Annotated in this window: 15 protein-coding genes and 1 pseudogene; 4 read left to right on the top strand and 12 right to left on the bottom strand. The window is 66.8% G+C overall.

What is annotated here, in order from left to right; genetic code table 11:
• The first annotated feature begins 7 nt into the window (after positions 1-7).
• From K4S16_RS00185 to K4S16_RS00175, 3 genes are read left to right on the top strand one after another with little or no spacing between them, the layout of a single operon-like run.
• Positions 8-232: a hypothetical protein gene (locus K4S16_RS00185; RefSeq protein WP_149256749.1), complete on the top strand. Its 225-nt coding sequence runs from the start codon at positions 8-10 to the stop codon at positions 230-232.
• A 41-nt stretch (positions 233-273) separates the two neighbouring features.
• A complete protein-coding gene (locus K4S16_RS00180; protein WP_149256748.1) occupies positions 274-510 on the top strand; it encodes a hypothetical protein in 237 nt (78 codons plus the stop codon).
• Between the two features lie 26 nt (positions 511-536).
• Positions 537-938 (top strand): hypothetical protein, encoded by a 402-nt coding sequence (locus K4S16_RS00175; RefSeq protein ID WP_149256747.1) that lies wholly within the window; start codon positions 537-539, stop codon positions 936-938.
• A 4-nt stretch (positions 939-942) separates the two neighbouring features.
• Here K4S16_RS00175 and K4S16_RS00170 read toward each other — a convergent pair whose 3' ends face one another.
• The 3 genes from K4S16_RS00170 to K4S16_RS00155 all read right to left on the bottom strand — a co-directional run bounded on the left by K4S16_RS00170 (position 943) and on the right by K4S16_RS00155 (position 4402).
• Positions 943-1242 carry a hypothetical protein gene (locus K4S16_RS00170; RefSeq protein WP_149256746.1) on the bottom strand — a complete coding sequence of 100 codons (300 nt, stop codon included), beginning with the start codon at positions 1240-1242 and terminating at the stop codon, positions 943-945.
• Between the two features lie 1321 nt (positions 1243-2563).
• Positions 2564-2863, bottom strand: coding sequence for a hypothetical protein (locus tag K4S16_RS00160; protein ID WP_149256744.1), 300 nt, complete (start codon positions 2861-2863; stop codon positions 2564-2566).
• A 438-nt stretch (positions 2864-3301) separates the two neighbouring features.
• Entirely contained in the window at positions 3302-4402 is a 1101-nt protein-coding gene (locus tag K4S16_RS00155) for an amidohydrolase family protein (RefSeq protein ID WP_149256743.1), read from the bottom strand.
• A gap of 306 nt (positions 4403-4708) precedes the next feature.
• On the opposite strand from K4S16_RS00155, the gene K4S16_RS00150 reads away from it, so the two are divergent.
• Entirely contained in the window at positions 4709-5257 is a 549-nt protein-coding gene (locus K4S16_RS00150) for a DinB family protein (RefSeq protein ID WP_149256742.1), read from the top strand.
• A gap of 445 nt (positions 5258-5702) precedes the next feature.
• On the opposite strand, the gene K4S16_RS00145 is transcribed toward K4S16_RS00150, so the two are convergent.
• The 9 genes and pseudogenes from K4S16_RS00145 to K4S16_RS00105 form a co-directional block, all read right to left on the bottom strand.
• Positions 5703-6179 carry a hypothetical protein gene (locus tag K4S16_RS00145; RefSeq protein ID WP_149256741.1) on the bottom strand — a complete coding sequence of 159 codons (477 nt, stop codon included), beginning with the start codon at positions 6177-6179 and terminating at the stop codon, positions 5703-5705.
• A 171-nt stretch (positions 6180-6350) separates the two neighbouring features.
• The gene (locus K4S16_RS44205; protein ID WP_160160819.1) at positions 6351-6596 is read right to left on the bottom strand and encodes a hypothetical protein; all 246 of its coding nucleotides are present in this window, start codon (positions 6594-6596) and stop codon (positions 6351-6353) included.
• Between the two features lie 28 nt (positions 6597-6624).
• A pseudogene (locus tag K4S16_RS46860) lies at positions 6625-6792 on the bottom strand (transposase); the annotation flags it as partial.
• A gap of 112 nt (positions 6793-6904) precedes the next feature.
• Positions 6905-7117 (bottom strand): RtcB family protein, encoded by a 213-nt coding sequence (locus tag K4S16_RS46855; protein WP_375708315.1) that lies wholly within the window; start codon positions 7115-7117, stop codon positions 6905-6907.
• A gap of 757 nt (positions 7118-7874) precedes the next feature.
• On the bottom strand, positions 7875-8729 hold the full coding sequence (locus K4S16_RS00125; RefSeq protein ID WP_149256737.1) for a MurR/RpiR family transcriptional regulator: 855 nt from the start codon (positions 8727-8729) through the stop codon (positions 7875-7877).
• A 217-nt stretch (positions 8730-8946) separates the two neighbouring features.
• A complete protein-coding gene (locus K4S16_RS00120; RefSeq protein WP_149256736.1) occupies positions 8947-10128 on the bottom strand; it encodes a M20 family metallopeptidase in 1182 nt (393 codons plus the stop codon).
• 20 nt (positions 10129-10148) lie between these two features.
• Positions 10149-10913 (bottom strand): amino acid ABC transporter ATP-binding protein, encoded by a 765-nt coding sequence (locus tag K4S16_RS00115; protein ID WP_305790865.1) that lies wholly within the window; start codon positions 10911-10913, stop codon positions 10149-10151.
• Positions 10910-11884 carry an amino acid ABC transporter permease gene (locus tag K4S16_RS00110; RefSeq protein WP_149256735.1) on the bottom strand — a complete coding sequence of 325 codons (975 nt, stop codon included), beginning with the start codon at positions 11882-11884 and terminating at the stop codon, positions 10910-10912. Before K4S16_RS00110 ends, K4S16_RS00115 begins: the two co-directional genes overlap by 4 nt.
• Before the next feature lie 3 nt (positions 11885-11887).
• Complete coding sequence (locus K4S16_RS00105; protein WP_149256734.1) at positions 11888-12847, bottom strand: ABC transporter substrate-binding protein; 960 nt, start codon at positions 12845-12847, stop codon at positions 11888-11890.
• Between the last annotated feature and the right edge of the window lie 109 nt (positions 12848-12956).

Here is a 12956-nt window from a genome sequence, read left to right as displayed (position 1 = left end):
CGACCCCATGAGCGCTGCGTTCCAGGAATATGACATCGTCCGCGTGAAGGAAGGCGCGCCTGGCAGGGTGGGCGACTTCGCAGGACGCAACGCCGTGGTGGTTGGGATCAGCGAACGCGGTGACCCCCCGTACTACGTTCTCAAGATCGACGGATACCAACGCACGGTTGCCTGCGAGGAGGCAGACATCGAGGCCACGGGTCGACGCGCCGACCCGTGGGATGCTCACTGAGCTGAGAAACCTAGTTCAGAGAAGCCTGCGTCCGCTGCCCGATGCTCTGGCCCGACCTGACCCAACGCGACCGGCTGGTGGAGATCCGCAACAACCTCATCGCCCGGATCGCCGAAGCTGAACGCGAGGGCTGGCTCGGCGAAGTCGAAGGCCTCAAAGTCAGCCTCACCGGCACCCGAGACAAGATCACCCAGATTGACCGGCGCTCGCCCAACTCGGCGGTCGACCTCGGCATGCCAACTACCACCAGCCCCAGAAGTCATCACAGACCGGAATGACGGAGAGGTTCGCTACGGTCCGACACATGGCCACTCGCCCCACTGAACACTGGCGCCGATCCGTCGCCGAAGAAGCCCGACAGATCGCCTCGGGCGAGCTTGACGACGACTGCGCGTTCTCGGCAGAGCTCTTCCCAGAAGCCGTGCTAATCCGCACGGACGAGGTCCTTCAGCCCTTCGAGCGCGAGATCGCAACCCTGACCAATCCCACCGACGACGAAATCTTCGCCGCCATCGAACGCGTGGTGCTTGCCCTCAACAAGGTCAACGACGACTGCGACGACGCCGCATATGAGACCGATGAACGCGAACAGCTCTGTGAATACATCGAAGAGTCGCTCGCCGAGACCGGCATCAACGTTGACGCCTTCGCAGGACGCCACGGCCTGACCCGCCACGAGATCACTGACAAGTGGCGCAGGTGGTAACACCTCAGGTCTCCACGCTACGAGGGGAAGCACAGTGGGCGTGGTCCCCGCCAATGCCGACCACGTCGACGGCGTCGTAGCTCAGTGGCAGTGGGACCGCCGCGGACAAGACGGCCTCGATCAGCCCGGCCATCTCCTGCGCGGTCCCGCCCTTCGCGCGCAGCCCCACCAAGAACGCGGCGAGAACAGCGGGCTCGAACTCGTCAGCCATGATCTGCCGCATCGCCCAAGCAGTCTTGGTGGCCGCCAGGTCTTCCCCCGCCATAAGCCGCTTCAGTAACGCGGCCCACGTGGGTGCGTTCATCGGTATCTCCGCCGGGTCGTCAGCCAGGCGTCAGCGGACCAGAACATGCCCGGGCCGCGCGGAGACGGCGCCCATCCCCACTGACACGGAGAACCTCAGCGTATCGACCGCTACCTGAAGCCCCGGGCCTGTCGAGCCAGCTGGCGTATTCGGTTCGCGGACGGTAGCGGTGTCGTGCACCCCGCCAGCCATGCACATCACCTCGACAAACTCTGCGGGCCCGTAGGGCGCGGTCCGGACAGCGACCATCGAGGCCGGGTCCGACGATGCCAGCGGCCGCGATGCCTATGACCGTCATCACGGTCCCCGGTCAAGCGCAAGGTTCTCAAGACGGCCGGTGCAGCTTTCGTCCCCAGACGCCGCCGCCTGGGACGACACCGTCACCATGCTCTTCGTCTGTGTGAGCGCTTCGGGAATCTGCGAAGCGTACGTGGCTCCCGAAACTGGCTCCCGATACTGCGAAGCGCTCATCGGGACACGCAAGATCGCGCCACTGGCAACACTCTGACCTGCGGATACTTGGGGTGGGCGATACTGGGTTCGAACCAGTGGCCTCTTCGGTGTGAAGCAAAGCAGGCAAGTCGATCTAGGTCGATCCGAGTCGAACGGGGAGCCTCTCACCTGCAGAAACGGTCTGACTACGTCGAGTTGAGTCGAGGAGGGCCTGACTGCGGTGGCTCCCAAAATCGGCTCCCGTGGCCTCCTGGTCGCAACCCTGCACGTTCTCTGGGAACCGTACGTTGTGAAACCGGTCGATCAAGGCCGTGGCAAGCCGTCTCCCAGGTCCGCCGTAGGTCAGGCAGTATCCTTCGGCGTACCACGACGCTCCTCACTCGAGCCCGTTGCGCTCTCCCACATTCAACAAGCTGGTCGCACGCTTGAGCGTCGACTCGTCCGCACGCGGGACTCCGGGCGATCGAATCCGGCAGCGGGAGTCGCGACGTATGGTCCCGCCGTGGGCCGATGCCAGTCCTGCTCGTGGCGACCAGCCCGGGTGGTCGGCGATCGACCGGACGCTCCCGACACCCACCAGTCGTCAGCCATAGCGTCCGGCAGGCTGTCGGTTCGCCGCGATTGCGCACCCCCGGCCATCAGGTGGAAGCGGGATTCGAACTTCTCGAGGACGCCGGCTGGGTGATCGAACGGCTGCTGGCCCGGCTGTTCGGCTACAGCACCTGACCATCCGCTACAAACGCTACGGCGACTGTTCAACGTTTTTCTCGTTCTCACAGCCGCCGTAACCTGCCACAAGAAGATCGCCAAACAGATTACATGAGACACCGAAGACAAGACACTTGCGCCGATAGCGATGAAAGGGAAATCATACCCTATTCGAGGGGCCAGAGAAGGCGACCTCCTCCAGCTTGTACATCATTAGCCCCAAGTCCAAATTGGCCAATCTACAAAACTCTTGATCCAAATTCTTGAGATCAGATACCACCCCAAGGCGAGAGTCTTTCATGTGCATTTGAAATGCTTCACGCAACCTTACAGGCATCACGCTCCAATTTTTCCGAGCAAAATCACCATCCCACTTAATAGGACCTTCCATGGAAGCAACGACCGCCATCATTGACTCCTTCACCCAGTCCTCGGGAGAAGAGAATCGCCAGACCATCATGGGCGGTTGATACAACCTATCCAAGGGGTGCCGGCCGACCGAGAATCGGCCCCACTCGACGGTGCCCAATATTCTCAAGATCCTCAACACTTCACCGGAAGTTATCACGCGACCCCGCAAAGCCGGGCTGTCCCTCCACGGATACCATCAGGATTGCCTCCTCGCATTGCACACATATACTCACCCACGGAATAGGTATTTGACTCAATCGCGGATCTTAGGCGTAGCGCCCATACATATAGATATGACGGAAAGTATAGTCAACGACATTCTCTCCACCTCTCTCAGCAACTTTCAAATCTCCACTTTTTCCGGCAAAAGAAACGATCTTCCCGCGCCCCCCAGTCGAGTTACAAGCTCGACAAAGCCGATTCCTTTTTCTTTCAGACAGTCCCTGACTGTGGCCGGTCGGTTTCTGCGGCGTCGCTCAGAGGTCGTTCATTGGATCCGGTGGCCCGCGGCGAAGGTCGCGGCGGGGTGGCGGAGGACGTCGGGATCGTTGCGGGGGTCGTGGTGGTAGGTGACCAGGTTCGCGGGCCGGCCGGGGACGAAGTCGCCGTGGGTGTCGTTGGCCAGTAGGTATCGACGGGCGTTGCTGCTTGCGGCGGCGAGTGCGTCCTGTGGGGTGAGGCCCAGGTCGGTCAGGAGGCGGACCTCCTGGGGCAGGTTGCCGACGACGTCCGTGCCGGCCAGGACGGTGACCTGATGGCGGACGGCCTCGGCCAGCAGGTGGGTGAGGCGTTCGCGGCGTTGGGCCAGGCGCCGTCGGCGGCCGGGGTCGTCGACGAGCGCCGGGGCCAGGGCCGCGCAGAGAGTGGGCGTCCAGGCGCCGCCGCGTGCGGCCAGTGCGCGCAGGTCGTCGCCGGTGAGGGCGTCGCCGTGCTCGATGGAGTCCACTCCGGCTGCGACCAGGTCGCCGGCCCAGGCGGTGGTGGTGTGGGCGGCGACGCGGGCGCCGTCGGCGTGCACTGCTCGCACCAGTCGCCGGACGGTTTGGATCGGGTAGGTCGGCGTCGCCTGGTCGGGGCGGGTCACGCCCTGGTCGATGGCGGGGAAGTCACCGATCAGCTTCACCCACCGCGTTCCCGCGGCGATCTGGGCGTGGGCGGCGTGGAGGAGGTCATCGGCGGTCACCGGCTCGAACAGTCCGGCCAGATAGCCGCCGGGCGGGGCCAGGAAACGTCCGGCCGCCAGCAGCCCCGCACCGTCGCGCGCGGTGGGCAGCCGCAATGTGACGGCGCCGGAGCCGACCATGGGGCTGCCCAGGTCGCGCACCAGCGTGATCCCGGCCTGCCGTGCGGCCTGCAGGTTTCGCCGGGCCCGGGACACGCTGAGCGGGCGCCATCCGGCGGGTGCGCCGTCGTCGACCGCGATGCTCAAGTGGCAGTGCGCATCGACCAGCCCGGCCAGCGCGTAACGTCCCGGCAGCCGTTCGCCGCCCGCAGGCGGTGTATCGGTCCAGCACCCGTCCTGGTCGATCCCGCCCTCGACCGGCCGGCCGTCGGGCAGCCCGACCGCTGTCACCCGCCATGGCCCCATGAACGATCAAAATAGCCCGCGTCGCCATGTTTCCGGCTTCGACATGTCTGACAGTGTCGCCGTCCTCGATCTCCAGGGGACGGCCGAGGTTGTCGTAGGTGTAGCCGAGCATGGTGTCGCGCGCGTCCTTGGCGATGCTGACCTGGTCGAGGAAGTCGTAGGTGACGGTCGAGGTGCCCTGTGGGGCCCGCTCCTCGCCGGATCAGCGCTCCGGCGGCCGCAACGCTCCTGCCCATCATCGACGTCAGGCAATGAGGGCAGGCATCAAACGGCTCGAGTGTCAGCGGCGCCTGACACGCTCGACCCATGGCCGAGACATCCACGCCCAGACAGTTCTCACCTCGATGGAATGACGACACCCGCACCACTCCACCGGACGTCGGTGACGAGCGGGAGATCTTGAGTTCAGTCCTGGACTGGCAGCGAGAGACCTTCGAACTCAAGTGCAGCGGCATCCCACCACAGCGACTGTCTGACAGGGCCGTGCCGCCCTCTTCGCTGTCCCTGCACGGTCTGCTACGCCATCTGGCCGCCGCCGAGCGCTGGTGGTTCCGCATCCAGTTCGCCAACGAGGACGTTCCGCTGCTCTACTACTCCGACGACGATCCCGACCAGGACTTCGACACCCTGGACGGCGACGTCCACCACGCCCTCGACACCTGGCGGGCCGAGTGTCGCCGATCAAGACAGATCGTGGCCACTGCGGCGTCGCTGGAAGAGACGGGGACCCGGAGACGGACCGGCGAGCTGGTCTCACTGCGCAGGATCATGGTGGACATGATCGCTGAATATGCCAGGCACAACGGTCACGCCGACCTCCTGCGCGAGCGCATTGACGGAGCCACCGGCATGTGAGGCGCGAGCGGCTGACCTGCAAGGTTTGGCAGCACCTGATTCCACATAACGATCTTGGCGTTGACGCCCTCGGTTCCGCCATTGCGATAATCGCGGGTCGGAGCGGCGCAGACAGCCTCCTAGTCCTGCCTCACGCCGCGCGACCTCGGCCCGACGTACCCAGCTGCGCACCGTCTCGGTCGAGGTGACTCCAGCTTGGCTGCGACGGCCCTCCATCGCCAACCACTCACTAGTGGTAGTCCGGGTGGACCTGGGCCACCATGCGGACCGCGCGCCTGCGCAGCTCAGGGATATGGGGACGGACGTGCAATGACTCGATCCTCTCAGGGAAACGAGCCTCCACCCGAGCCGGGGCGCTTCATGGCGTAGGTGAACAGGTCGGTGGTCTCGGTGGTCCCGTCGGATTCGGTGAGCGACTTCAGCGCGTGGGGGCTAGTGGATCAAGTCAGCCGTGTTGGTGACCTTGCTGGAGCCGTTGGCCGGCTGCCGCCCGAACTCGTCGTGTCCTTCCTTGGCTGGCAAGGAGGGCAAGGGCATCGGGTGATGTCAGGACTTCGACGGCCTTTCGCTGGAACCAGTCGGATGCCGCGGTGACTTGGGCAGGTGCCCAGAGCTTGTCCTGGGCGATAGCAGCCAGCAGCGTCCATTCGGTCAGGCGGCGGGTGAGGAAGTCCCGCTCGCCGATGACGCCGGTCATGGTGTGGACCCAGCCGGGAAACCGTTCGTCGGTCAGCAGGAGGCGTGCCCGGTCTTCGATGTGGCGGGCCACTGCGGACTGTGCCATCGCCTGGTCGGGATCCTGCAGGATCTCGTTCACTAACGTGGGCTCATCGTCGGCGCCCACGGCGGCCAGGGCCCGCAGGTGGCAGGCGTAGCGGCGGTGCTCGTCCGGCTCGGCAGGGCCGTCAACGGGACTGCTCACGCGGCCGCTCCTTCGGGACGCTCGACAAGCCGGCCGCGTCCGCGGACTCGATGAGTTTGAACGCCATGGCCCGACCCGGCCGCCGCGAGCCGGGTCCCTTGCTCTCGATCGGGTTGGTGGTGCGCAGACGGATCCAATGCTCGGCCGGGAAGCGGCGGTACGGACTCGCGGTCAAGTCGCACCGCAGCAGGTTTCGCGGCTCAAACGCTCACCGTGATGAGCGGGCCGAAGGGGTCGGTGACGATGAAGCGCTTTGCATCCGGCCACCTTCTCGCCCACGTCATACCCGCGCGTGTCCCGGCCGACGTTGTCGGCTGCCTTGCCGCTCTGGGAGTCGATGATGCCCACGCTGGACTCGGCACCCCGGCCCTCGGCCTGCCGGACCTGCTGCCGCAGCACCTCCAGCATCCGCAGCATAGCCCGCTGCTATGCCCCACCGCACGAAGTACCAGCACCGCCGCCCGCCAGGCAGGGAGCCAGCAGGCAGCTGCCGCCAAGCGCAGCCGGTGCGCACCACGTACACCGCCCCCACGACCTCACGCCGCGAGTCCTCCTCCGGACGGCACCCGCTGCCAGGCGCAGGGAAGCAACTACTCCACCAGCGCCCACTCATCGCCGGTCAGACCCGGGGTAACACGACGTCCGAGCCATCGCCACCCCCCTGCACGAACCAGCGCACGACATCACGCAGCCACAACGACCCTGATCGACTTCTCTAGCGCGTACTAGAGCCGTGGACGCCACTCGACCAAGCGCAGACAGCGGAAGCGATGCATGAGGAACGCGTCGAGTTTGGTGTCGCCCGCGCGGGACGCCGCGCCGCGCGGCACTCGGCGGCCAGCGCCGTGGCACGCGCTGGCCAGGGTCCGCGGGTTGCCGTGCCTGCGCAAGACGTAGCCGGCCGCCCCGCATCTACCCGGGCGCGATGCCCGGCTCACCCCACATCGCGTACGGTCTGCCGACCATGTCGGCGTCCCCCAGCGGAGAACGCCGACCCCACGGGCCGTAAGATTCTCAAGGCCGCCAGCATGGCTTTCGCCACCGCCCTCGAGCGGCCCCGGATGGCGCACTCAGGATGATCAACCGTCTGGGTGAGCGCTTCGGGAATCTGCGAAGCGTACGGTGGCTCCCGAAACTGGCTCCCGAGACTGCGAAGCGCTCATTGGAACACACGAGATCGCGCCGTGGTCGACGCTCTGACCTGCGAAAACTTGGGGTGGGCGATACTGGGTTCGAACCAGTGACCTCTTCGGCGTGAAGCAAAGCAGGCGAGTCGATCTAGGTCGATCCGAGTCGAACGGGGAGCCTCTCACCTGCACGAACGCCCTGACTACGTCGTGCTGAGTCGATGGGAGCCTGATTGCGGTGGCTCCCGAAACTGGCTCCCGTCTCCCTCTCCCGCTTTGCGGTTACGGTATTTGTCCCCGACATGCCCGCCGACGCTTCCCGCAGGGACGTGGTGATCTCCAGCCGCAGATACCAACTCCATGTTGCGCTCCACGCCGACCGCGGGTCAGGCTCTATGAAGAACCTCGGGTTCGTACCGCTCCTCAGGCGCCCCTGCTGAAGCAATCAAAACGGGCCGCCGCCCTGGCCCACACCCGGCCCTGGCGCCGTCCCGCCCATCGCACTGAACTGAACAACTGTGCGCCTCCGGGGGGTGGTCACGGCTCGCCGCCCGCCGATCCACCGAGTTCAGTACAGGTCCGCGTCCCTGGCGGCCTCCTCGCAGGCCAGCATGTGCTCGCGCCCCTCCTCCCCCAAGGCGGCGAGCACCGCGGCCACGGTGGTCTCGACAAGGGCCAGAGAGGGGACCAGGCTGTCGTAAGGGGAAGGCGCGTCCACGTGGCTGGGCAACACCACATCCGCGATGGAGGCGACGGGGGACAACCACGTATCGGTGAAAAGGACGATGCGGCCGCCGCGTTCCTTCGCCCGTTGGGCGACCTTCATCGCCCGGGGTTCGTACCGGCGGTAATCGAAGATGACGAAGACGTCCTTGCGCCCGCTGCCTGCCAGTGCAGCCGCCTGTTCCACCGGCAACACCGGGAACATCTGCACGTTGCCGCGCAACTGGGCGAGGTGGAGAAGCAGGTAGTGGGCGATGAGGTGCGTGAAGCGCCCGCCCAGCACATGGACGCGGCGGCCGTGGTCCGCCAGCAGTCGGACGGCCGACCGGAGATCGTCAGGCGGCAGCGCACTGAGACTGCTCTGGACGGCCGCCGTGAACACGTGCGCGCCTCGCTCGAGGATGTCGTTCTCGGATCCGGGTTCGGCCGGCCGCTGGTAGAGGGTCAGCGGGGAGGCATCACGCTGTTCGAGTTCGTCGCGCAGCGCCGACTGGAAGTCCGGATAGCCGGTGAATCCCATCCGCACGGTGAAGCGAATCACGGTGGGCGCGCTCGTCCCGGCACGTTCCGCCAGCTTGGCGACAGTGTCGAGTCCCGCGGCGGGATAGGCGGCCAGCAAGGCGCGCGCGACCTTGCGCTCCGCCGGGCTGCATTCGCCCAAGCGCTGCCGAATGGTATCGGCGAGGCTTGCCTCGCTCATGTGCTCGCCACCTTCCGTGTTCCTCAGCCGGAGGGTACCGGCGAGGGACGTGAATGCCCGTCCCGGGCCGGACGGGAAAGACATTCGTGGATCGTCGGTGGAACCGGCCGTGGACGTGACTCAGAAGGAGGCCCCATGGCGAATCGGAAAGGCGGAGCTCCCCTGGGCCGATCAGCCGGTTCGCACAGCGAGCCGGGGGGCGTCGCCATTGCCCTGGTCACGGGAGGTACCCGGACACCTCTGCGCCAAGGCGGGCGATCAGTGCGGCGAGCACGGTCGTCCGCGGAACGACGCTGGAGAGGTCGAGCCATTCATCGGGAGTATGGTCTCCGCCACCGACCGGGCCGAGACCGTCCAGCGTCGGCGTGCCGCAGGCCGCGGCGATGTTCGCGTCGGCCACGCCGCCCGTCCCGACGGCCCGCAGTTCCAGACCGAGTTCGGCCGCGATCGCGACGGCCGCATCGACCAGGCCGCCGTCGGCCTCCATGGGCGGCAGTACGGCGCGCCGGCGGGTCAGGGCGGCCGTACCGGGTACGGGGAGCCGTGCCGCCAGCCGGTCGATCTCGGTGAGCGTGTCCGCGAGGTCGGCGCGCGTGGTGGCGCGCACCTCGGCTTCCAGGTGGGCCTGCGGACAGACGATGTTGGCTCTCGACCCGGCGCGGATCACGCCGACGTTCACGCTCACCCCGGGCCGGCCTCCGTTGAGCCGCTCCAACTCGATGACCAGGCCCGCCGCCGCGAGCGCGGCGCTGGCGCCGCGCTCCGGTTCGATGCCGGCGTGCGCGGGCCTGCCGCGGATGTCCACGTGCACGTCGGCGATGCCCTTGCGGGCCTTGACGATGGCCCCGTCCTCGCGGGCGCACTCCAGGCAGAGGGCGACATCGGCCTCACTGGACAGTTGCTCGATCAGTCCCCGGCTGCCGGGTGCGCCTATCTCCTCGTCCGGGCTGAACACCGCGACGACCTCGCGGTAGGTCTCGGCACCGGCAGCGATCAGCGTCTCCAAAGCGGTCAGCCCGGCCAGCAGACCGGCCTTGTCGTCGGTTACGCCCGGCCCGTGAGCCCGGCCGTTCCTGATGTGGAACGGCCGGGCCGCGGCAGTGCCGTCCTCGAAGACTGTGTCCATGTGGCTCAGCAGCAGGATGCGCCGTCCGTTGAGGAGGCCGCCCTGACGGCGGCCGACGACCACGTCTCCGAGCGCTCGTCCGTCCGACGGGCCGACGGGAACGCGGTCGACGGTGCAACCGAGTTCCACCAGTCGGCGTGCGCAATAGTCGGCGACCTTGTTGACACCTGCGGCGTCCCATGATCCGCAATCGGTGTTGACGAGCAGCTCCAGGTCCCTCAGGAAGCCCTCGTACCTGGCGGTGACGAGCTTTTCGAGCAGGGTGGCGGGCATCGGCCTCGCCTCGGGCCCGCTCACAGGACCTTGGCCAGGAATGCCCGGGTGCGTTCGTGTTCAGGGTGCACCAGGACCCGCTGGGGGTCACCGCTCTCGACCACCACACCGCCGTCCATGAACACGGCCAGGTCGCCCACCTCGCGGGCGAAGCCGATCTCATGGGTGACCACCACCATGGTCATACCGTCCCGCGCGAGTTGCCGCATGACGTCCAGGACCTCGCCGACCAGTTCCGGGTCCAGGGCCGAGGTCGGTTCGTCGAACAGCATCAGTTTCGGCTCCATGGCCAGCGCCCGAGCGATCGCGACGCGCTGCTGCTGGCCGCCCGACAACTGGGCGGGATAGCAGTCCCGCTTGTCCGCCAGGCCCACCCGCTCCAGCAACCGCACTCCGTCCGTCCTCGCCGTCCGCCGGTCCCGTCCCCGCACGCGGACAGGCGCTTCGATCACGTTCTCCAACGCCGTCATGTGCGGGAACAGGTTGAACCGCTGGAAGACCATCCCGACGTCACGGCGCTGCCGGGCGACCTCCTTCTCGCCGAGCTCGCGCAGCCGCTGCCCGCTCTGGGCGTACCCGACCAGCCGTCCGTCGACCGACAGCCGGCCGGCGTCGATCTTCTCAAGGTGGTTGATGCACCGCAGGAAGGTGGACTTTCCCGATCCCGACGGCCCGAGCAGGCACATGACCTGGCCGGCCTCGACCCGGAGGGTAATGCCGTTCAGCACCCGCAGACGCCCGAAGCTCTTGTGCACGTCCTCGGCGAGGACCATCGGTGCGCTCATGCCGCGCCTTCCCTGTTCGATCGCGATCCGTTCCCGCGCACGAGCACACCGACTCCGAGCAGCCGCTGGAACGGGCCGGGCTCAGGTCGGCCGCTCTGCCCGCGCCCGTACCGGCGTTCGAGCCATGACTGCGGGACCGACAGCAGCGAGGTGAGGGCGAGGTACCAGATACTGCCGACGACCAGCAGCGGAATGACCTTGTAGTTCTGGGAGTAGACGTCGGTCAGGTTGGTGAGGAGATCGTGTCCGGCGATCACCGATACCAGCGCGGTGGACTTGAGCATGGTGATCGTCTCGTTGCCCATAGGCGGGACGATGACGCGCATCGCCTGCGGCAGCACGATCCGGCGCATGGTCAGGGCCGGCGACATGCCGAGCGAGTGCGCCGCCTCGGTCTGTCCGCGGTCGACCGACAGGAGGCCCGCCCGGACGATCTCCGAGGCGTAGGCGATCTCGTTCAGTCCGAGTGCCAGGAGCGCGGCGGCCGAGGCGCCGATCAGCGAACTGGTCGGGGTGGAGAACACCGTGATGTGCGTGAACGGGACGCCCAGCATGATCCGCGGATAGAGCGCCCCGAGATTGCCCCAGAAGATGAGTTGGACGATCAGGGGTGTGCCGCGGAACAACCAGACGAAGACCGCCGCCGTCGAGGACAGGACGACGTTGCGCGACAGGCGCATGATCGCCACGATCGTTCCGCCCGCGACGCCGATCACCATCGCGGCGACGGTCAGCCACAGGGTCACCCAGAGGCCGCGGAAGACCAGGGGCCTGAACAGGTAGTCACCGACGGTCGGCCAGTCGATGTTGGGGTTCTTCCCGATGGACCAGAGCGTGCCACCCGCCGCGACGAGCACCACGAGGGCAGCGGCCCATCGGCCGTAGTGACGGACGGGGGTCGCCGTGATGGCCTTGGGCGGCGACGCCGGGCCGGATCGCGAACCGGTGAGGGATGTCGATTCGGCGGACACGGCTCATCCCACCCCCGCGTTCATGGTCGCCTTGGGGATCCCGATGCCCTTCTGGCCGTAAAGCTCAAGGATCTTGGTGTAGGTGCCGTCGTCCATCAGCGCCTGCAACGCCTGCTGGATAGCGCGGGCAAGCTGCGGGTTCTTCTTCGTGACGCCGATGCCGTTCGGGGTCGAGTCGACGCCGTTGGGGTACTGGGGATCATCGACCACCTGGAACGCGGCGCCGCCGTCCGCGGTCTTGGCGGTGTATCCGGCCGCCGGCTTGTCCATGAAGTCCGCGACGACCTTGCCGGCCTTGATGGCCAGCTGGCCATCGGTGTCCTTGGGGAAGACCGACAGCTTCACCGGGGGCTTGCCAGCCTGGACGCAGGGATTGTTCGCGTCCTTCAGCATCTTGGCCTGCTTGGTACCGCTCTGCACCGCGACCGGTTGGCCGCACAGGTCGGTGAGCGTGGTGATGTTCTTCGGGTTCCCCTTGGCGACCAGGATCCCGGACCCGGACGCGGAGTAGTCCACGAAGGTGAGCACGGCCTGTCGCTCCTTGGTGTCGGTCATCGCCGACATCACCACGTCGAACTTGCCCGCCTGCACCGCGGGGAGGAGGCCCTCGAACTTCTGCGCTGAGAAAGCGAACCTGACGCCGAGCTTGGCGCCGATCGCCTGCCCGAGGTCGTAGTCCAGACCGGTCATCTGGCGGCTGCCCTCCGAGGTGTACATCTCGAAGGGCGGATACGGCACGTCGGTGGCGACCCGGACCGTCCCCGCGTCCTTGATCTCCGCGGGCAGCAGGTCGTGGAGCCCGGAGTCCTTGCCGACCGTCACGCCCGCCACCGTGACCGGCTTGCCGGCCGCCGAACCGCCACCTTCCTGGCCGCCGCCCGAACCGCACCCGACCGCCAGCACCATCAGCGAGGCGATGCCCGCCGCCAGGCGGGCCCCTGCTCCGATTCCGAGTCTGGTCATGGATTTCTCCTTCCACGGCCTCGGATACCGAGGCGACGTGAAGCAGAAATTACATCTTTGCCAGCAAACTGGCTAGATGTAACACATGTAACGATTCGGAGGATGTCGG

This window comes from Actinomadura sp. K4S16, assembly GCF_008327685.1.
Taxonomy (GTDB): Bacteria; Actinomycetota; Actinomycetes; order Streptosporangiales; family Streptosporangiaceae; genus Spirillospora.
Note: the sequence above shows the minus strand (reverse complement) of the source record. Positions and strands in the feature narration are given on the sequence as shown.

Bases quoted from the DNA above. Each gene is read 5' to 3' on its own strand.
- K4S16_RS44205 (WP_160160819.1), bottom strand. From the start codon at position 6,596: ATGCTGCGGATGCTGGAGGTGCTGCGGCAGCAGGTCCGGCAGGCCGAG.
- K4S16_RS00175 (WP_149256747.1), top strand. From the start codon at position 537: ATGGCCACTCGCCCCACTGAACACTGGCGCCGATCCGTCGCCGAAGAA.
- K4S16_RS00155 (WP_149256743.1), bottom strand. From the start codon at position 4,402: ATGGGGCCATGGCGGGTGACAGCGGTCGGGCTGCCCGACGGCCGGCCG.
- K4S16_RS00180 (WP_149256748.1), top strand. From the start codon at position 274: ATGCTCTGGCCCGACCTGACCCAACGCGACCGGCTGGTGGAGATCCGC.
- K4S16_RS00115 (WP_305790865.1), bottom strand. From the start codon at position 10,913: ATGAGCGCACCGATGGTCCTCGCCGAGGACGTGCACAAGAGCTTCGGG.
- K4S16_RS00150 (WP_149256742.1), top strand. From the start codon at position 4,709: ATGGCCGAGACATCCACGCCCAGACAGTTCTCACCTCGATGGAATGAC.
- K4S16_RS00170 (WP_149256746.1), bottom strand. From the start codon at position 1,242: ATGAACGCACCCACGTGGGCCGCGTTACTGAAGCGGCTTATGGCGGGG.
- K4S16_RS00120 (WP_149256736.1), bottom strand. From the start codon at position 10,128: ATGCCCGCCACCCTGCTCGAAAAGCTCGTCACCGCCAGGTACGAGGGC.
- K4S16_RS00185 (WP_149256749.1), top strand. From the start codon at position 8: ATGAGCGCTGCGTTCCAGGAATATGACATCGTCCGCGTGAAGGAAGGC.
- K4S16_RS00125 (WP_149256737.1), bottom strand. From the start codon at position 8,729: ATGAGCGAGGCAAGCCTCGCCGATACCATTCGGCAGCGCTTGGGCGAA.
- K4S16_RS00160 (WP_149256744.1), bottom strand. From the start codon at position 2,863: ATGATGGTCTGGCGATTCTCTTCTCCCGAGGACTGGGTGAAGGAGTCA.
- K4S16_RS00105 (WP_149256734.1), bottom strand. From the start codon at position 12,847: ATGACCAGACTCGGAATCGGAGCAGGGGCCCGCCTGGCGGCGGGCATC.